At 50.7% G+C, this 19,974-nt stretch carries 15 protein-coding genes; 4 read left to right on the top strand and 11 right to left on the bottom strand.

The features are described from left to right. Positions 1 to 5: 5 nt before the first annotated feature. On the bottom strand, positions 6 to 746 hold the full coding sequence (locus PKO01S_RS01525) for an ABC transporter permease (RefSeq protein WP_127529506.1): 741 nt from the start codon (positions 744 to 746) through the stop codon (positions 6 to 8). Continuing rightward, positions 743 to 1,663 carry an ATP-binding cassette domain-containing protein gene (locus tag PKO01S_RS01530; protein ID WP_127529507.1) on the bottom strand — a complete coding sequence of 307 codons (921 nt, stop codon included), beginning with the start codon at positions 1,661 to 1,663 and terminating at the stop codon, positions 743 to 745. Before PKO01S_RS01530 ends, PKO01S_RS01525 begins: the two co-directional genes overlap by 4 nt. A 235-nt stretch (positions 1,664 to 1,898) precedes the next feature. Here PKO01S_RS01530 and PKO01S_RS01535 point away from each other — a divergent pair, with 235 nt between their 5' ends. Then, positions 1,899 to 2,612, top strand: coding sequence for an MBL fold metallo-hydrolase (locus PKO01S_RS01535; RefSeq protein WP_307719798.1), 714 nt, complete (start codon positions 1,899 to 1,901; stop codon positions 2,610 to 2,612). 95 nt (positions 2,613 to 2,707) lie between these two features. Here PKO01S_RS01535 and pyrE read toward each other — a convergent pair whose 3' ends face one another. The 4 genes from pyrE to PKO01S_RS01555 all read right to left on the bottom strand — a co-directional run bounded on the left by pyrE (position 2,708) and on the right by PKO01S_RS01555 (position 7,708). Then, positions 2,708 to 3,238: an orotate phosphoribosyltransferase gene (gene pyrE, locus PKO01S_RS01540; RefSeq protein WP_127529508.1), complete on the bottom strand. Its 531-nt coding sequence runs from the start codon at positions 3,236 to 3,238 to the stop codon at positions 2,708 to 2,710. Positions 3,239 to 3,291: 53 nt separating this feature from the next. Further along, on the bottom strand, positions 3,292 to 4,350 hold the full coding sequence (aroC, locus tag PKO01S_RS01545) for a chorismate synthase (protein ID WP_127529509.1): 1,059 nt from the start codon (positions 4,348 to 4,350) through the stop codon (positions 3,292 to 3,294). 208 nt (positions 4,351 to 4,558) lie between these two features. Then, positions 4,559 to 6,001, bottom strand: coding sequence for a VOC family protein (locus PKO01S_RS01550; RefSeq protein ID WP_127529510.1), 1,443 nt, complete (start codon positions 5,999 to 6,001; stop codon positions 4,559 to 4,561). 75 nt (positions 6,002 to 6,076) lie between these two features. After that, the gene (locus PKO01S_RS01555; protein ID WP_127529511.1) at positions 6,077 to 7,708 is read right to left on the bottom strand and encodes an RNA polymerase sigma factor; all 1,632 of its coding nucleotides are present in this window, start codon (positions 7,706 to 7,708) and stop codon (positions 6,077 to 6,079) included. Positions 7,709 to 7,995: 287 nt separating this feature from the next. Between PKO01S_RS01555 and PKO01S_RS01560 the strand changes: the two genes are divergently transcribed. After that, entirely contained in the window at positions 7,996 to 9,477 is a 1,482-nt protein-coding gene (locus tag PKO01S_RS01560) for a chitinase (RefSeq protein WP_127529512.1), read from the top strand. A 53-nt stretch (positions 9,478 to 9,530) separates the two neighbouring features. Here PKO01S_RS01560 and PKO01S_RS01565 read toward each other — a convergent pair whose 3' ends face one another. The 3 genes from PKO01S_RS01565 to PKO01S_RS01575 form a co-directional block, all read right to left on the bottom strand. Beyond that, a complete protein-coding gene (locus PKO01S_RS01565) occupies positions 9,531 to 10,097 on the bottom strand; it encodes a GNAT family N-acetyltransferase (protein ID WP_127529513.1) in 567 nt (188 codons plus the stop codon). A gap of 59 nt (positions 10,098 to 10,156) precedes the next feature. Next, the gene (locus PKO01S_RS01570; protein ID WP_127529514.1) at positions 10,157 to 11,635 is read right to left on the bottom strand and encodes an Lsa family ABC-F type ribosomal protection protein; all 1,479 of its coding nucleotides are present in this window, start codon (positions 11,633 to 11,635) and stop codon (positions 10,157 to 10,159) included. 356 nt (positions 11,636 to 11,991) lie between these two features. Continuing rightward, positions 11,992 to 14,262: a CIA30 family protein gene (locus tag PKO01S_RS01575; RefSeq protein ID WP_164779416.1), complete on the bottom strand. Its 2,271-nt coding sequence runs from the start codon at positions 14,260 to 14,262 to the stop codon at positions 11,992 to 11,994. Positions 14,263 to 14,531: 269 nt separating this feature from the next. Between PKO01S_RS01575 and PKO01S_RS01580 the strand changes: the two genes are divergently transcribed. Further along, a complete protein-coding gene (locus PKO01S_RS01580) occupies positions 14,532 to 15,470 on the top strand; it encodes a hypothetical protein (protein ID WP_127529516.1) in 939 nt (312 codons plus the stop codon). A 61-nt stretch (positions 15,471 to 15,531) separates the two neighbouring features. On the opposite strand, the gene PKO01S_RS01585 is transcribed toward PKO01S_RS01580, so the two are convergent. Beyond that, a complete protein-coding gene (locus tag PKO01S_RS01585; protein ID WP_127529517.1) occupies positions 15,532 to 17,415 on the bottom strand; it encodes a sensor histidine kinase in 1,884 nt (627 codons plus the stop codon). 249 nt (positions 17,416 to 17,664) lie between these two features. Between PKO01S_RS01585 and PKO01S_RS01590 the strand changes: the two genes are divergently transcribed. Then, positions 17,665 to 17,907, top strand: coding sequence for an NHLP leader peptide family RiPP precursor (locus PKO01S_RS01590; RefSeq protein ID WP_127529518.1), 243 nt, complete (start codon positions 17,665 to 17,667; stop codon positions 17,905 to 17,907). A 41-nt stretch (positions 17,908 to 17,948) separates the two neighbouring features. On the opposite strand, the gene PKO01S_RS01595 is transcribed toward PKO01S_RS01590, so the two are convergent. After that, the gene (locus PKO01S_RS01595; protein WP_127529519.1) at positions 17,949 to 19,850 is read right to left on the bottom strand and encodes a sensor histidine kinase; all 1,902 of its coding nucleotides are present in this window, start codon (positions 19,848 to 19,850) and stop codon (positions 17,949 to 17,951) included. Positions 19,851 to 19,974 lie beyond the last annotated feature (124 nt).

Here is a 19,974-nt window from a genome sequence, read left to right on the forward strand (position 1 = left end):
CGCCTTTATTTGATGTCGGTTCGTTTGAACACTATGCATCCTATTATACAAGTAATGACGAGATACGCCACGCTCATAGCCGCTCCATGTATGATGAACGCTGAATCACCGCTTAAATTCTCGAAGAACATCACATAGTAATCCGGGAAACATTTGTAGACGTCAAAATAACCTAGTGCCGTCAAGAAGGTTGGCAAGGCCAGCATTCCGATCACATAAGCAAGGTTTACCAATACCGTCATGATCGGGCTTCTGGATATGAAGGCGATCAAGGTAAGCAGTGCCGCGAACCCCCAGTGAAACAGAACCTGCATACCATAATTCCAGCTGAAGAATCGTGCGAATTCCAACAACGACATATCGCCGAACCCGAACGCAAGGCTAAATCCGACTGTCGCCACGATACTGCTTACAAGATAAATAACAGCAACGGCAACACAGGCGGCGAACAGTTTGGACACGTACACGTATGTTCTATACTTGCCTAATGCAAGAGAATTGCGCATCGTCCCGTTCGGAAATTCCGATGCAATGAAATACCCGACGAATGCCGAGAACCAGAGCTGCATCATGAACGACATGCCAGCAGGCATGGTTACGCCGTATTGTCCCTGCATCGGACTATCTCCGCCGTAAAACTCCGCAAAGACTTGCAAAGAGATTTGAGCCGTAATGCAAAGGAGAATGACGTGCAGCACTTTTCCCCGCCATAATTTGTACCATTCCGCTGATAATAGCGTCGTCATGCGTGCCCGCCCCCCGTCAATTGCATAAAATATTGCTCCAACCGCTGCTCCGTCACACCGATGCTCTCCACGACGATCCCGTGCTTCACGAGCATCGTGTTCATCTCGCCTGTTCGATGAATCTGCTCGCGAACCCACAGTTCGTTCGCCGATACCGCTTGGCAATCTGTTATGCCGAATCTTTCCTTCAAGAGCGCCATCGCTTGCGCGCAATCGTTCGTCACGATTCGAACATGCTGCTTCGTCTCTAGCGCGAGCTGTTCGGCGGAGAGCTGCTTCACCAGCTTGCCCTTGTCGATGATCCCGTAATGGGTCGCGACTTGTGCAAGCTCGTCCAGCAGATGGCTGGAGACGAGCAGCGTCAGCCCTCTCTCGTGCGCGAGCCGGCGGAGCAGCTCCCGCGTCTCGATGATGCCTTTCGGATCTAGTCCGTTCGCAGGCTCGTCCAATATAAGAAACTCCGGATTCGTGATGAGCGCAGTTGCCAGCGAAAACCGCTGTTTCATGCCGAGGGAGAAGTTTTTGGCTTTCTTCTTCCCCGTATCGGCCAGCCCTACGGACTCCAGCGTTTTCTTCACCGTACTCTTATCCGGTACGCCGCTTATGATGCGTTGAATTTCCAGATTTTGCTCAGCCGTCATATTCGGATAGATGGCCGGCGTCTCAATCGATTGGCCGATACGCCGTCTGCCGCGCTGAAGAGCAATGTCACCGGTATTTCCGAACAGCTCCACCTCGCCGCCCGTCGGCAGGACTAACCCGGTAACGGCTCGCATAAAAGTCGATTTGCCGGCGCCGTTCAGGCCGATCAATCCATAAATTTGGCCGCGCTTAATCTCGACGTTTATTTCCTGTATCGCGTAATCACGGCCGTATTTTTTGCTAAGGGCTCTCGTTCGCAGTACATATTCGCTCATCTCTTATGACTCCTTCCACTCTTGCTTCATGTGCTTAGTCTAATGCTCAATTGCCAAGAAAACAGGTAGCAAATATAAAGAAAGAGTAAAGAATGCCATTATCGATAACGAACAAATATAGAGAATGTGTCCCGTAACGTATATTCTAGCCTGTTTTGTGTCTGGCACATCTTCCAATCGGCCATATAATCGTGATTAAGCATGATATCCATACAACTCGTTAGGAGCTGATTTGATGTTTGTCGTCTATCGTTACGGATCCATATATCAAATGATGATCGGAAACCCTGACGGTCTATCCGTTAACGTATTCGCTGTCCAAGAACATGACGGACTGACATTGATCGACACAGCCATTCCGCCTGCATCCGGGGCGATCTTACAGGAAGTGAATCAGATTGGACTGCCGGTCATCCGCATCATCCTCACTCATGGCCATCATGACCATACCGGCGGACTTGACCTTATGAAAGAAGCCTTTCCCGAAGCCATCGTCTGCATCTCGCGCCGGGAATCCCGGATCGTTCAAGGCGACTTGTCGCTTGAGGATGGCGAAGAGGATATGCCGGTTCAAGGGATTTACCCCGAACGAATGAGGACGCCATTCGATCTCCTTCTGGAAGACGGCGATCGAATCGGCTCTTTGCTGGTTATCGCTGTACCCGGCCATACACCTGGCTCGATCGCACTGTTGGATGAACGAACTCGCACATTGATAGCCGGAGACGCATTTCAATCGATCGGCGGGCTTGCAGTAGCCGGCCAGTTCAGGCCAGCTATTCCCATGCATGCGAAAGGAACGTGGAGCAATGCCGCTTCTCTCACGTCCGCCCGTACGATTCGTACGCTTGCGCCTTCATTATTATGCGTTGGACACGGCCCTTCCTTAGCCGATCCGGGAGACGCAATGGACCAGGCGATTGCTGAGGCGGGAGGATCGCAAATATGAACAAGCTGCTGAAATCAGCGTCTCGCGAATAGACGGCTCAATGCAAAACGGATGCCTGCGAAGGGCATCCGTTCATTATTGCGCTCAGGTCTATGTTAGGCGGAACTTGCAGAAAGCAGCTCGTCCATTTGAAACAGTGAGAGATAGTGCAGACCGGCCTGTTCAAGATTTTCGCGGCCTATCGCCTCTCTTTCAATTACACTAACGACATATTGAACGTCGGCACCGTATTGGACGAGGTCCTTCGCGCTGAGCAGGATCTGTCCACCCGTCGTCACGACATCCTCCACAATGCAAACCTTCTTCCCTTCGATGCTCTGGCCTTCCGCGAGCTTGCACGTGCCGTATTCCTTTGCTTTCTTCCGTACGAATACGACAGGGATACCCGTCTCAAGCGATAGAGCCGTCGCCACCGGCATTCCGCCCATCTCAAGTCCGGCCAAAATTTCCGTCTCTGGCGGAATCAGCTTCGCTAGATGCTCGGCGATACTCTTTAACAAAACCGGATCGGATTCGAACAAATATTTATCGAAGTATTGCTCGGATACTTGGCCAGATCTTAGCTTGAACTGTCCGGTTAACCGTGCCGTGTCATAGATCGCTTTTGCCAACATGGTCTTGTCCATCGTCAGGTGAATCCTCCTCGAATCGAATCGTATGAAACCTCTATGCACAGCGATTACTCGAACCGTAATGCTGCCTGTCGTTTATAGTGATCCTCGATGACCATGCATGCCATCGCCTCGATGACGGGAACGATTCGAGGACATATGCACGGGTCATGCCTGCCATAGGTCGTTATTTCTCGTTCATTCCCATCGACATCTACGGTTGTCTGAGGGATGGAGATCGATGAAGTCGGCTTTACCGCCACTCGAAAAATGATGTCTTCTCCGGTGCTAATCCCGCCGACGATGCCGCCGGCATAGTTCGTCCGAAACCCGTTCGCATCCATAGCGTCGTTGTGCTCGCTTCCGAGCATTGCGGCAGCTTGGAAGCCTGCCCCGAACTCGATCCCTTTCACGGCTCCGATACTCAACATCGCTTTGGATAATTCGGCATCCAGCTTATCGAATACTGGTTCTCCCAAGCCTGCTGCGACGCCGCTGATTCGGCACTCCACAACGCCTCCGCAGCTGTTGCCTTCCGCCGCGAGCTTGGTAATGTATTCGATCATCTGTTCCGCCGCTGCCGCATCACATGTGCGCACCGCATTCTGTTCGATCTGCGCGGCATCGAAAGTTTCCGAACGGATGCCGCCAATTTGCGTTGTATAAGCAAGTATGGATACGCCCCGGTTCTCTAACAATTTGCGGGCCACTGCACCGGCTGCCACTCTTCCGGCGGTTTCCCTTCCCGAGGCTCTTCCGCTGCCTCGATGATCCCGAATTCCATATTTCTTCTCATACACATAATCCGCATGTCCAGGCCGATACATCGTTTTAATATCTTCATATGCTGACGGCCGCATATCGGCATTGTTCAGCATGATGCAGATCGGCGTCCCCGTCGTGCGTCCCTCGAAGAGGCCGGACACGATTCTGATTTTGTCGTATTCCTTGCGCGGGGTTGTAACCGACGATTGCCCTGGTTTTCTTCGGTCCATCTGAGTCTGAATGTAAGCCTCGTCTAATTCGACTCCCGGCGTGACCCCGTCCACGATAACACCTACCGACTCGCCGTGTGATTCTCCGAAAGTCGTCATGGTCAACTGTAAGCCAAATGTACTTCCCGCCATCCACATTCACTCCCGCATGTTTTTGTTCTTCGTACAGTGTAGTCTCTGCTTAGAAATAAGTGAAATTGTAAATTTATTATCTTGCCATAGATAATATTAATGTCATAAGAAGCGAATCGTTATCGATCCCATCCCCCAGCAATAAAAAAAAGCTCTCCTCAAGTCATTAGATGACTTATCGGACAGCCCCTACTTCTGAATATCGTTATTAACTGTCTATCGATAACGATCTCACCGTGACCGCACTGCCCGCTTCCGCTCCGATTCCCAATTTGAAGCGGCAGTCTTCATAATTCCCTCTCCGCTCCAATACGACAGAACCATTAATGCTCAAGGAAGTGAAGCTTTGATCCAGCTTCCACTCGATCTTCGCGAAATCCCCATAAGGAAGATTTGCCTCATCTACCCATACTTCTTCTCTCGACTGCGGATCGGTGAACAAAAGCTTGCCTTCGCTATTCCATTTGATGATGGCGGAGAAACCGCCATATAAAATAGCCGACCGCGTATAGCTCTGAAGCTCGGCAGCGAACGTGAAGGGCGCCGAATAAACGCCGCCAGTGCGGGCAAATCCTCCTTCTTCGCCGCCGCTCAGCCACAAACCTCCGTTAGTCGCTGCAGCTTGACAAGCGGCATCGGCGATCAGCCGGTCTTCGGCTGAGGCGCTGCCACTCACCGCCAGCCATACCGCATGGTCTTCCGGTGTCAGCGATTCAACGGCATAGGATTTCACGGTAACTTGCCCCATGACGCCAGCAATGCCAGCCCTGCCGTTCATTTTGCCGAAATAGCCTTCTTGGCGGTGGAACAACTGGCCGTCAACATGAATTTCCATCCAGCGTTCATCGATCGTCCATTCCACACGCGCCCACTCTCCAACCGGGATGGAACCTTTGTGGTGAAACGTAAAATGTTTATTCAGCTTAGGGTGAACGACGAACAGATCGTCTCCCGTACCATGCTCCTGCACTTCCGGTGAATTGCCGAAATTTAATGCGGCAAGGCCGTTCCCATATGTTAGATATAACGCACCTTGATTAATTTTGACGGTCGTTTCGATACGAAGCGGAGTCTCGTACTCCCCTTCCGCATAGGCATGCCCGGTCAATTCTAGTCCGGAAGAGGTTACAAGTGCAGCTTGCGCTTGCCCGCTTGCATGAAGGACCGTTCCGCCGGCATCGTAACGGACCGGTTCGTTCTGGCTAGTTGATTCAGCGGCAGTCTCCTCCGTCCCGGTCTCTTCTTCAGTACCCGGATTGCCGCAAACCATGAGCAGATTGCCGTCTGGGTCGCGGAACGTAAAGAATGCCATTCCGGGGAATTGCATAATATCCTCGACGATTTCGATACCGCTTTGTTGAACGAACCGGTAAGCTGCGCCGACATCCGGCGAATCGAGCATGAGCAGCGCCCGTTGCTCAGCAGGCAAGCCGCTGTCATAGCCGTTCTGATCTAATACAAACCCGGTTTCGCCATCCATCGTGATGTCATGTACCTTCTCCGTTGCGGCCGACCGCTCCGGCATGCCGAACAATCGGTGGTACCAGTTGACGGACCGTTCCATGTTGCTGACATGGATGAATACGCCCCCTATTTTATTGCGAATCGGGTGGATGAAGCTTGTTTTTGTTGCCGCTGCATAGTTATTCATTCTACTCGTCTTCCTCTCGCTTGGAATAGGCTGTATTTGCCCTCATCGAATGTGATGCAGCAGCACGCCATTATCTTACATCCTCCATTCGATAGGGTAATGACGGTTCAATCGAAATGAGGCTTCCTCCAGCGCTGCGGCGGCTTCTAGCTCCAGTGCAGCAGCACGGCTGAGCAGACCGGCCGCGCGGTCAGCCGGTCCCGGCGATGCCGGATCGGCGCCATACGGAAGCGGGAACAGACTAACGACCGAATGCAGTTGCTTGGCAGCTTGATCGAAGAGCCGTGCTGCATGTTGAACAGCAAGCCTAGTCCATTCCGGCAAGCTGCCGCCTAAGCTCGTGCCATCTAACGTCTGCTGCAGAAACTTGGCGGCATGTTTGCGGGCTTCCGCCACAACGGCCATATTGTATGCGACGCTTAATCGGCAGGCCGGCTTCTGAGCGTTGAACGAATCGATCCACATTCGATAAGCGGCTGCACCGCTGACTGCAGCATCCTGATTCGACTCGCCGCCGCGAATATTACTTACCGCGAGTTTTAAGATACTTGCGATTGGATGAGGACGATGACTGCTTACGAACGGCTGCCGCGGAACAGCGGCAAACCATTCTACCGGCTGCTTGCCCCGTCCTAACTTCGAGTATGGGAGCAGCTTGCCGCTTGCAGAAGTGTCAGTAATCGACCAACACCGCTTGCTGTCATCGAATCCGGTAATAATGCCGAATTCCGCATTGTTCAACCCCCAAGCGATAACCGGCCGCCCCATTGCCAATGCCTGACGGATTTCGTCCATGCATACGATTAGCTCGTCCGGTTGTTGAAGCAACGTATTCGGCCCTCCGAATAACGCAGCCGCTAGGCCTAGATGGGTCCATCCTGCCGATAAGGATGCCCTCCAATCGTAGCTGTAAGGACCGCTTATCCCAAGATCACGGGCAGCATGGAACCGAAAAGCATGCCCGGTGGCCGCGAACATGTCCGTCAACGTTAAATGGCGAAATCCATAAGCTGCCGCCGTGATCAACATCATGGAGCAAAGTGTATCGTAAGCACCGGCATACCGTTCATATCGCGCATTGGCGGCATGCCCAGTTTCCGGCTGGTTATTCCTGCGTTTAGATGACAAATAGAGATCGATCTCCGTCTCGAACCGGAAATCGGTCAATTTCGTTCTTGCCCGCGACAAAGCGGTATAGACGGCACCAGGGTTGATGGCGAGTCTTTCGGCCGTCTCCGGGACCGTAAGCCCTTCCAACACATGGTATCCGATGACGGCCCTTTCGCGCGGGCCGAGTCTGCCCCGCATCGTCTCAACCTCTGCTAACGCTTGTTTACCGAGTGCTTGTAACAGAGGATCCTCCAGCGTGTCATCGCTACGGCTGCTTTCACTTTCATTGTACATTTGAAAGTCCGCCGGCAGTTCAAGCCGGGTTGACGGCGAGCGCATCGCCATAAGAGACTGATTGCGGACCAGTGTGCGAAGCCATGGCAAGAACTTGTCCGGATTGTCCAAACTCCCGATTCGCCGAAGCGTCTGAATGAGCGCATCCTGCACGATATCTTCGGCTTTCGCCGGATTGCGGACAATACGGTTCGCCCAATTCAGCATCTTCATACGGTGCTGACGAATGAGACTGGACAGCGCCTCTTGGTCCCCTTGCTGCGCTTTTCTCACTAACGATGCTTGCAGATATTCTTCGTTCACTTTGTTATGGTCTCCTGTCGCATAATCCGACGTGAACTCTCGTTGAATCTGATTTATTTCCAGTTTAGACCATTAACAGCAACCCAACAACACGAAATATTTCCGTTTCAAGCTATGATTTAATTAAGGCCGCGAATAACCAATAGCAACAATTTACTGTATTAACATGCTCGAATTGTATCCCTCGATTGTAGGTTTTTCCTCTTGAGGCACTCTCTCCCTTTCCTCAATAATAAATTTGCAATCCCATAGCTTTACCATTCCAAAACCTGACAGGAGGAAAGTTTATGAAAGCTGCTCGTCATTCGAGAGTTTTCACCATGGTATTGTCGCTTGTACTGTCCGTTGCACTGCTCGTCACGTTCATCCCGGCCGCATCCGCAGCCGACCGGGGAGCATGGGCGCCTAACGTATCGTATGCCGTGAACGACACGGTTACGTACAACGGCGCAACGTACAAATGTATTCAAAGCCACACGTCTCTAGTCGGCTGGGAACCATCCAACGTGCCTGCACTATGGGGCCTTACACAAGGCGGCGGTACCGGCGGTGGTGGCGGCGGCGACGTAACCGCTCCTTCTGTACCGACGAACGTTCGTGTGACGGCAACGACCTCAACAAGCGTCACCCTGGCTTGGAATGCATCATCGGATAACGTTGCCGTTGCCGGCTACGATGTATTCCGCGGAAGCACGCTTGCAGGCAGCACGAACGGCAGCACGCTCATGTTCACGAATTATGGATTAGCAGCTAGCACTTCTTATACGTTCACGGTGAAAGCGAAAGATGCGGCTGGCAACATTTCGGCTGCCAGCGGTGCGGTAAGTACGACAACCGGACCTACAGACCCAGGCGGCGGTGGCGGCTCCAAGCTTCCGAAACATACGCTGACGGGCTACTGGCAAAACTTCGTCAACGGTTCGTCCAATGTACGGCTTAGCGCTGTACCTAACGAATATGACATTATCGTCGTCTCTTTCGCCGATATGGATTCGAGCAAACCTGGCGGTGTGACGTTCAATGTCGATTCCGGACTGTCTTCCGCGCTTGGCGGTTATACGAATGCTAACTTGATCAGTGACATTCAAGCCAAACATACACAAGGCAAGAAAGTGATTTTGTCCATCGGCGGGGAAAAAGGCAACATCGACCTGAGCACAGCGTCGCCGAATGTGAGCAACTTCGTGAACAGTATGTACGGCCTCATCACGCAATTCGGCTTTGACGGCATCGATATCGATCTTGAGCACGGCCTCAATGTTGCGAATATGACATCTGCCGTACGTCAGCTGCAGCAGAAGGTCGGCTCGAACTTCGTCCTGACGATGGCGCCGCAGACGATCGATATGCAATATGCGACCTCTTCCTACTTGCAGCTATATAACAATTTGAAAGATATTACGTCCGTTATCAACGTCCAATATTACAACTCCGGCTGTATGCTCGGCCGTGACGGCAAATGTTATTCGCAAGGAACGGTTGATTTCTTGACCGCCCTGTCGGATTTGACGCTTCAATGGGTCGCCCCATCCCAATTAGGTATCGGCGTCCCAGCAACATCGTCAGCTGCGGGTGGCGGCTACGTCACTCCGCAAGTGGTGAATCAAGCACTCGGTTGTCTGGCAACGGGCACCGGATGCGGCAGCTATAAACCGGTTGCGAAGTACCCGGACATTCGCGGCGCGATGACGTGGTCGATCAACTGGGATGCAACAACGGGCTACAAGTTTGCGACGACCGTGAAGCCATATTTGAACAGCATGCCATAAAGAATAAAGGCCATTCCGTATGCTTCGAGGAAGCGTCGGAATGGCCTTCTAACCTATTCTCTTCGGCGGTAAGCCTTCTCATGGAATTTCGTAATGCTGCGGAACAATCGTTTGCCGTCATCCGGCAGACGATACGCAGTCTCCTCAAAGTTCAAGTACATGGCAAGGTACGGCTCGGGAACCCAAATATACGAATGAACATAATCCGTCAGGCTAAACCCATTCGACAGCCAGTATCGAATTCTTCGCCGGTTCTCATCCGTCGGTTCAGCTTCAACCTCCACGATCATGCCTATGCAACCCGCCGTATCGCGCGCCCACTCCTTGATTTGGTCCAGCAGCCGGCTGCCGATTCCTTCGCCGCGAGCATCCTCACCTACCGCGATATAATCGACAATCAAGGCGTTCAGACTGGAATCGATCCCGGTCAATGCCATCGCAATCATTCTTCCGTCCCGCGACATCATATGCAGTTGGCACATCTTTTTGGCGAACATGCCGCGAATGATGTCCCGGCTTTTGGCGCCTTCAGGCGGAAAGGCTTCCTTATAGATTCGCTCGGCTTCGGTCCACTCCTCTTCATTCCAACGGTCCGTTATCCGGTAGTCCAGTTCGTCCAATGCTGGTCACTTCTTTCGTGTCATATCCTGTTCGCCCGCAAGCAGATAATGGGTCGGCTCTACAGTTCAATGACCTTCGTCGCTATATTATCGCAGAACACCCGGTCATGCTCAACGAACAATATCGTCGGCGAATATCCGAGCAGGAGATCCTCGATCTGCATCCGGGAAATGACGTCGATGAAATTAAGCGGTTCGTCCCAAATATGCAAATGCACCTTCTCGCACAGGCTGGCTGCTATGAGCACCTTCTTCTTCTGGCCGCCGCTGAATGCAGAGATGTCTTTCTCGAACTGCACTCTGGAGAAATCGAGCTTTCTCAGAATGGCTTTGAATAGACTTTCGTCTATGCCCCGGTCGATTGCATATTGCGTTAAATTGCCTTGAAGATGAGACGTGTCCTGCGAGACATACGATATTTTGAGCTGGCTGCCTCTGCGCAGCGTCCCTGTGTAATCCATCTCTTCCCCGCATATCAGCTTGATCAGACTGGATTTGCCGGAGCCGTTCTTGCCTGAGAGCGCGATCCGGTCGCCTTGATTGATCGTCAAGCTAATATCCGTGCAGACGCTCTTATCGCCGTAAAGGATCGAGACACGTTCAAGCTCAACCAATTGCTGTTTATGATACGGCAGCTGCGCGATTTTGAGGCTGTCGGCGTTCTCGATATTACGAAGCAGCTTCGACTTCTCGTCGATCGCATCCAGCTGGCGCTGTTCGATCGATTTGGAGCGCTTCATCATCTTGGCTGCCTTATGGCCGACATAGCCTTTATCGATTTTGGAGCCGGCATTTCTTGAACCGTTCTTCGTCTTCTCGACCGCATCGGACCAATCGCTCGTCCTCTTCGCTGCATCCGCCAACCGTTTGATATCTTTGCGCAGCTTGTCGTTCTCAGCCAACTCGTAGTTATCCTGTCTCTGCTTGTTCTCCCACCACTCAGTGAAATTGCCTTGTTGAATATCGATATTCGTCTTGTTGATCGACAGAATGTGATCGACGCAGTTGTCCAAGAATGCCCGGTCATGCGAGATCAGAATGAAGCCGTGCTTCGAACGTAAATATTGGCTGACCAACTTCCTCGCGTGCATGTCTAGATGGTTAGTCGGTTCATCGATCAGCAGGAAGCTGTTCTCTTTCAAGAACAACGCGGCCAAGAGCACTTTCGTCTGCTCACCGTTCGACAATGAGCTGAACGGACGGTACAGCACCTCTTCCGAAACCTTCAGCAGCGAGAGCTCGCGCATTAATTCCCATTGGACATAGTCCGGATAGATGCTCTCCAATACATCGATCGTATTGTCATCCTTGTTATCTACCGAATATGGAAAATACTCGAATTGAACGTTCGCCGATATGGTCCCGCTGTATTCGTATTTGCCCAGCAGCAAATTCAGAAAGGTTGTTTTTCCACGTCCATTGCGGCCTGTAAATCCAAGCTTCCAATCGGTATCAATCTGAAAGCTGACATTCTCGAAAATATTATCGTAACTGCCGTAATGGGCAAAGGTAAGGTTCGATACTTTTATTTGTGACATTGAGTTGTCCCCCTGTATATAAAATAAGAGCCGCAAGAAAGTTACCTCTCGCGGCTCAAATCCATATACACCAAAATCCAGCCCAAAACAGGGCATAGAAATGGTATTAGGGTTGAGTTCGAAGAGCATGTAACTTTCTTGCCATCACAAATAAACGTCTGATACGCGAATGTGTTCGCCATCGTCTGTTCAATCCGTGAATTCATCAGCAAGAAATATTACACGTTCTTCTTCATCTTCTCATCCCTATCCGTCATAAATTAAACGTATCTTACCATACCCGTTCGACTCATTTCAAGATCTTGTTTAATTTTGTATGGAACTGCCCCCACAGTACGTCAGCCACGGTCATTTCTTTATGATGGTTCTACTCCCCAGACGAGCGAGTCGTTCACATACAACGTTACATGATCAGCATCTGCGAAGCTCGCCGCAGCTGAATGGAACGAGTAATCGTTCAGCTCGTTCATGTTCATCCAATCTACCGGGCTGAATCGGCCGTGGATTTCACCTGTATTCGCACCAGCTGCCAGTGTGCCTGCCTCCGGCTTGAAGGTCAGTTCCACGTACGTGTCGGCACTCGCGGTCGGATTACTCATAGCAACGAAGCGGGCCGATACATTGCTGCGCCCGATCGCAGCATAGTCAGTCCAGAAATTAAAGTTGGACGAACTATCTTTCGTGAAATAGTACCGCAGCTTAACAGAGCTCAGCTCGACCGCATTCTCTCCATCATTGCGGATAATAAAGTTCGGAGTGCTTGAATTGTTAGACGGATTAGGGTCAAGCGCACGATATTGAGCCTTAAGCTTAAACGGTGCGACCGGTGCTGCTGAAGCCGTATTCGTAAGAGCTGTCCCTGCCGTATTCACGGCAACGACCTGATACTGATAGCTGGTGCCGTTCGTAACTGCGCTATCCGTATAGCTTAAGCCCGTAATCCCTTCTGCAACGGTCACGAATTCGCCGCTGCTTTCTGCGCGTTGAACGGTATATGTCTGAGCGCCCGTCGCTGCTTTCCAATGAAGCGCAACCTGCGCATTGCCTGCTTCCGCCGTTAAGGCCGGCGTCTGCACGGTACCTTCCGGCAATCCGATCACCCGAATGTTGTCCACTTGAATCGTGCCGGAACCTGCATTGTTCTGCAGCAGCTGGATATTGGTCAATTTGTTCAAGTTCAACACGTTATTCGCGTCCTCGCCAGGCGGTTGATAATCGGTTCGTTTCGTAAAATGATCGAACGGAATGACGAATGTCGACCACGAATTCGTCGGTGAAATCGTATATTTCCACTGTTCTCCATCTCCACCGTTACCATTCTCCGTCAGTACGAGGTTGAAACTGTTTGAGTTCGACCCCTTCACGTCTACCGCCAGCTTAACCCAGGGGCTCAAGTCCGTCGGCAGCCCTTGAACGACTCCCCAATAACCCGACTGCGAGCCGGTATAGGCAACCTGCATCGCTTGGCCCGAGCCGTTAGGCACAATAGAAGCTTCGATTGCGGCTTCGTTGCCGCTGTAAGATCCCCACGCATCCCCGGCTTGATCAAAATCGTCAAGCGTCTGCTCGCCGTAGGCGTAAACCGGAGGAAATGCCGGAGGCGAAACCGTTTCTGGCTGTTCGATGTCCGGCCATGTGAAAGGCCCTTCGTTTAATATGTTGTGTACGATATCCTCATCGAACGTACGAACGCCTCTGTCATAGACCTTGAACCATCCTTCATCATCCCACACCGCTGACGGAAATCCGCTGCGTGCCGCAAGATCGGAAACGAAATCATAATAAGACAGACGGGACGCGCGGTCATTCTCGACTCTCGCGCCGTATTCGCCTAGATACACAGGGATGTGATTCTTCTCCGACCAGGCTTGAACGGCGGCGAACGCCTGACGAATTTCCAGTTGATCCGATTCCGATCCCCAAGTGCCGGTCAGTTCGTGCGTAAACGTGTACGGGTCGTAATAGTGGAACGTAGCGATCAGATTCGGATCGTTAGGCACCTCCATGCTGTAGACGAGAGAACGCCAACTGTTCCATCCGCCAGCACCGATAATGATCGGCCTGTCCGGATTCGTATCCCGGATTAGCGAGACGAGACGACTGTTCATGTCGTTGACTTGGGTGTCAGTAATATTGCCGTGCGGCTCGTTCAGCAGCTCGAAGATCAGGTCGTTCGACTTGCCTTGGAACCGCTCGGCGATCTGCTTCCATATGCTCTCGAACCGGACAATGTTAGCATCGTAATCATCCATAATCCACTCGTCATGATGCGAATCAATTATCGTAATCAATCCTCTGGACAGCGACCAATCGATAATTTGCTCGACACGGTCGAGGAAGCTTTCATCGATCGTGTACGGATACGTTTTGCTCATATGATTATCCCAACGAATCGGGATACGGACATGCTGGAAACCTGCTGCTTTATAGTCGTCAAAATAATATTCGCGCGCTTCCGTTGCCCACTCTCCTTCATAAGGAGGCTCAAGCGTATTGCCCATGTTAATGCCATATCCCATTCTCGCAATCAGGCTTTCCATATCTGCGGCATGCGCTTTCGCGCCAAGCACCGGAGTGAACGACATCAGCAGACAGACGATTAGACTGCTAATCCAACTTTTACGCATAAACATTCATCCTTTCTACTTTGAACATTCTCTTAAGCTAGCGACCCGCCTTGCGTTCCCTCCTCTCGGCGCTCCCCTTCGGAAAACGCAATTCCCTCCTACGATAACACGGGCGCAATGGCACCGCTTTTCTTTTTGACACTAATTAGATATTCTTTTGGCTACCATTTTTTGATTGAAAAGAGGCAACTACTAGTCGATAGAACATGGAATTGCTATAATCCGAGTGACAGGCATACAACAAATGCATAGGGGAGCTGGATCATTCCATGACCGAATGGCACGTCTCGTACAAGACCGAAATGGAACATGTTTTTCGAATCGCGAACGAACGAATAGAGCAGTATCCGTCTCCTTTTCGCGAACAGGCGCTTGATTATATGAACCGTTTCAATCCGATTGCAAAAGAAAGCACGAAGAACTATATTTGTTATCTGCTCCCCTACTGGGTAAGAGAGGCTGCTGGCAATGATCAACAAAGTAGCCGAAGGTTGTCCGTGGCTAATGTATTCGTCATGCTCTACTTCTTCATTCAAGACGATTTAATGGATAATCCTCCGGCGGGCTGGAAGCATCAACTTGCGCTCGGCAATTTGTTCCAGACCACGTATTCGGACTTGTACCGCGAGCTGTTTCCGTCCGATTCGCCATTCTGGCGTTATCATCGACAGTATGTCGAGGAATGGTCGCTTCGTGTCACGTCCGCACAAGAACGGAACTGCTTCGAATATGCACCGGAGAGTCTGGCTGGCAAAGCCAGCCCCGTTAAATTGGCCAGCACAGGCGCGATGCTGCTCGGCGGACAAGATTCACGTATAGAAGAAGTCTCGGGTTTGATCGATCGAGTACTCGCCACCCTTCAGATGGTAGACGACTGGATGGATTGGGAAGAGGATTTACACGAAGAGAGCGACAACAGCCTGATCGATATGATCCGTCAGCAGCAGCAGTTATCAATGAAGGACACCGTAACGCCAGAACTTGCGAACCGCTGCCTGTTCACGACGGATGTGATGAGCCAGTTCTATTTCTACGTATCCGCTCAACATGAGACGTTGCTGCCTCACCGTTCGTCGTTCCCCCATCTCATCGCGTTTCATCAATCGCTTCTTGTTCATCTGCAAGAAGCATGCAGCAGCATTGCGGCAAGAAAGCAGTCGTTGTTGCGCGGCGGATTCATCCACTACTTGTCTGGACTCGCGAAATAACCCTTTATTTACATAGCAAAATGACAACAAGCCGGCGATTGTCCGCCGGCTTGTTCCTGCTTTATTCAAGAATTGGTGCAATCGGAACCCGGATGATCAATTCCGAGCCGCCTTTTCGCTTCTTCACGATCAGTTTGCCGTTCATCGATTCAATGCTTCGTAAAGCAAAGATGAGTCCGGCATCCGTCATCAGATTCGCGAGCGGAACATCCGGCATCAATAGCGGAGTCGTGATGAACGGCTTTGCATCGTCTGTCATGCGAATGACGGCTTGCCCATCATCCGCGTATACATGCATCACAATCCGCCCCTGTCCTTCCAAGGAATGGATCCGCTGCATCAGAATTGTAATGAGCGCTTGCTTCAGATGCGATGCTCTGCCCCGGATAAGCAGCGTCCCTTCCGAGTGGCATTCCACTTCTACGCGCTGCGCAACGAGCAGCGGATTCAGGATCGTAATCGTTTCTTTCAGTAGCTCCTGAACATTCAGCAGATCGATATCGTCCGCTTCCGGCTTCGCATATTTCAAGTAATTCGTAATGACATCGTGGGCATGGTCCAGCTCTTCCAACGCCTCTTGGAGCGGCTCTGCTTCCGAAGCGGTTCGGTGCCTTAACAACTGCACGAACCCGCGAGTAACCGATAGCGGATTGCGTACCTCATGCGCCACGGAGGCGGCAAGCTGGCTGGCCGCTTCCATCTGTGTCGATACCATTAACTGCTGCTGATACATTTCGAGTTCTCTTAAATACGATGCAGCTTGCGCATGCTCATTCACATAACGTTTGCTTAACAGCACAATCAGATGGAAGATAAATCCGGTTAATGGCCATTCCCATAGCTCAAAGGGACTTGGTCCAAATTGTTCGAACAGCCAGCAGAACTCAGCGACTGCCACAGCTAGCGCAACTGCAATGCCGATGCAGATCACAATCGCCTCTTTGTTGCGTTCCCATGCGCTTCGCAACACGTGTAAGGTAATGACAACAACCGAAACGATGAGAAGAACATCACGCAGGTCGCCTTTAAGGCATATGTATTCCCCGCTTATACGGCCAGCCGTCCACTCGTTCAAGAATGCTGCCACCAAGCTTACAGCACTGCACAATGTGACAACATAGCGCCAATACCGGATCAATCGCCGCCAACGGCTGTTAAGCCATTGCTCGAAGAAATAAACCGTTACAGGAAGACATACATAGAGCGCCGTATCGTACAGAACATCATAGAATGCCGTAAAATCACTGAAAAACAAATAAGGAAACGGACAGCTAAGCACGATCAGCATACCAATCGCCATCACGATAATGCTGAGCGACAGCCAATTTCTAAGCTGCTCGCGCGTTAAGAAGATCGAGCAGATCAACATGACGGTCGCTACGAATAATAAGGTGACGCCTAACGTCATGCTCGAAATATCCGCTCTCGTATAGCGGGAGGAAAGCTCATCGTATGGCCCGACAAGCGGCGCTTGACCTATCCCGATGCTGATGGCTCGATTAGTCGTCTTGCCGTACAAATAGAGCGTTTGATTTGAATCAGAAGGATGAAGCGGTACAAGTATGCGGTGATAAGGGTACCGCCCATGTGCGGTATAATCGTATAATACGATATCCCGCTTCATCAACTTAAAGCGAAGTCCGGTCAATTCGTCGAATAGGATACCGCTGCCGTTCGCTATCTTCGGCAGGGTAATACGGACAAGAAAACTGTACTTGTCCTCATGGTTGAACGGCTGGCCAGAAATTGGAGATACGCCGGTCCATCCTCCCGGCTCATTCGCCAATTTGGGTATAAGCGATTCGTCACGCGTGTCCAGCCATTTGATATCGTACGATATTCTCGAAGTTGTCGAAGTAACAGCACTTGCGGCCGCCGCCTGTCCGCAGTAGCATACGAGAACAATGAAGAGCATGAAGATGAGTGCTATGCGTTGCGCAGACATTATTACACCTCCCTTGCAGTAAATAATCGTCGAATTAGGTGGCGAAATGATGAAGCAAGCCTTATACGCTGGCAAATTGCTAGGTACACAACAACGATCAGCAATAGCAGGTTATTCGATCGGGATGTTCGGCCTAGTTCTTCTAGTATAATAGCAATGTATTTAGCGTTAAATAGATTTTTTTAGTAGAATTTGTCGATGAGGCATGGTACAATTTACCTATACCTTACAGAAAGGGTGTTACACGACATGTCCTTATCATCTGAACAGCTGCAAGCTCAAATTATCGAGAAAGCATGGGGCGACCCGGTCTTCAAACAACAACTGCTCGACAATCCGAAAGAAGCGATTCTAGCTGTATTCGGTATTGAAATTCCTGCGGACATTCAGTTAACGGTCGTTGAAGAAACGGAATCCAGCCTTTATCTCGTGATTCCGCCAGCACCTACTTCTGGTATTAGCAATCTTAAGTCCCAAGTCGCAATGTGGTAATCAATCGAACGCGCCAGGCGCTAAGCGCCTGGCGCGTTATTTTATTGAGCTGCCTTGCTGTCAGCGGCGGCCGGTATGCGAATCCATGCCGTAGTGCCTTCCCCGATGGTGCTGGTGAACGATAAAGTCCCATTCATTCGTTCGATCAGTTGGAAAGTCGTCATCAAACCAAGTCCGGTACCATTGGCTTTACCGGCAGTGAAGTAAGGATTCCCCAACCGGTTCAAGGATTGTTCGTCCATTCCTCTTCCGTTATCCGCAACGAGTATTACAATCGAATCCAGTTCCAAGTAGGCGCTGAGACGAATTCGTCCTTCTCCGTCCAAAGCTTCCAACCCGTTCTTGATGAGATTAAGCAGAGACTGTCTGAACTGGTCACGATTCCCGTACCCATACAAATTGTCCGCTGCATCCAACTCAATGAAGCCTCCTTGAAGCATGGCAAACGGCTGAACGATATCACTGACTTGTTCAAGCTCTTCTCGAATATGCAGATGGCTGGATTCGGCTTCAGACCCGTCCATCAGATTGAAGTAGTTGCTCAATATCGATGAGGCACGTTCCAGTTCTTCGATTGCAAGCTTGATGTGACCGCTCTCTCTAGCCTGCTCTGCGCGTCCAGCGATTTGGAGCAGTAGTTCCTTCGTCTTTCCAAGCGGTTCGTTCACTTCTTGTGCAATCGAAGGCGCCAGCTCATGTATGGCTCCGATTTTTTCCGAATGCTGCATCTTACCGATGTACTCATGAAGCTCCTTCGAATATTGAATCACTTTCTTATGGTTGTCCGCCATCCTTCTGCCGAGCAGAATAATGAGAGATCCGATAAACAGTACGATTCCGAGCTTCCACAGATACAGATCATAAGCTTTCTCCTGCATATAGAACCAGATCAGTTCCCCCGTACCGATTACGGCGAACGCTCCGATTCCTGCTGCTAATATGCCTGCATCTTTATTCCCCCGCTTGGCATAGACGATAGTAGCGATTAAGATAAGCGGGAATTGAATGATCATAATAATGCCCAGTACGGTTACTGCGAAGAAGTAATAGATGGAGAAATATTGTCCGTCCGTCAAAATATTCGTCACCAATGCAGCGCATAAGAACAACGAGTAAGCGATCTGCGCCTTCCGGAACCGGGTGAAGAAACGGTACTTGCCCGGACCGAATATTTGTTCGAAGAAATAGGTAAGAGCAGGAAGAAAGAATACAAGCGATGTATCGAACATCTGATAGAACCATTCTCCGAAGCTGTTAAAATACATATAAATCGATGGCGCATAGGTAATCATCATCACACCGATGGAGAGAATCATCGTACTAAGTGACAGCCAAGGCCCCCATTGGTTGCGCTTCAGAAACCACATACATGCGTACATGACGAGCGAGACGAATATAAAGCCTCCGCCAAGCACAATATCTCGAATGTTCGCTCTCGCATTCATTTGTTCGATCGATTCATGCGGGCCTACATAGAAGCCTTTACTAAGACCTGCCCGGTCGCGGTCCGTCTCGGCATGAATCATAACTTCGCCGCCGTTCGACAGATCGGGAAGCGCGGTGACGATCCGATATTTGTCATACGAGTAGGATCGCGAGGAATGATAGACGAGCGTGCCATTCATCGTAATCGATACTTCCTTCGCGTACAAATTCGGAATAAAGAGGCTTTCTTCTTCGCTGCTTGGGGGCAGGTCGAACCGGATCCAGACCGATTTCGCGTCGCTAGGCAGCTCAGGTGCACGTTCTTCCGACAATCGAACCGATGTCCATTGCCCGCCAGGCGTATCTTGCGATTGGGTCTGCCAACGCTGAAGCCAATTGTTGATGTATCGAACGGAAGACTGATCGCCTGCCTGTTCTGCATGCATTACTGGCATTAGCATGACGAATAAAATCACGGTGACCATACATAATCGTGTTGAAAATATCCAAAAGTTCACTGTCAGTTCCCCTTGAATTATGTCATACTGACATTTTCGACATCTTTCGATGCAAACCTTCTCTTTTCGATATTATTTTCCAGTAAATTTTTCGACACGAGCTGACCTTATTAAAAACAAAACA

Source organism: Paenibacillus kobensis NBRC 15729 (genome assembly GCF_004000825.1).
Taxonomy (GTDB): Bacteria; Bacillota; Bacilli; order Paenibacillales; family Paenibacillaceae; genus Paenibacillus_T; species Paenibacillus_T kobensis.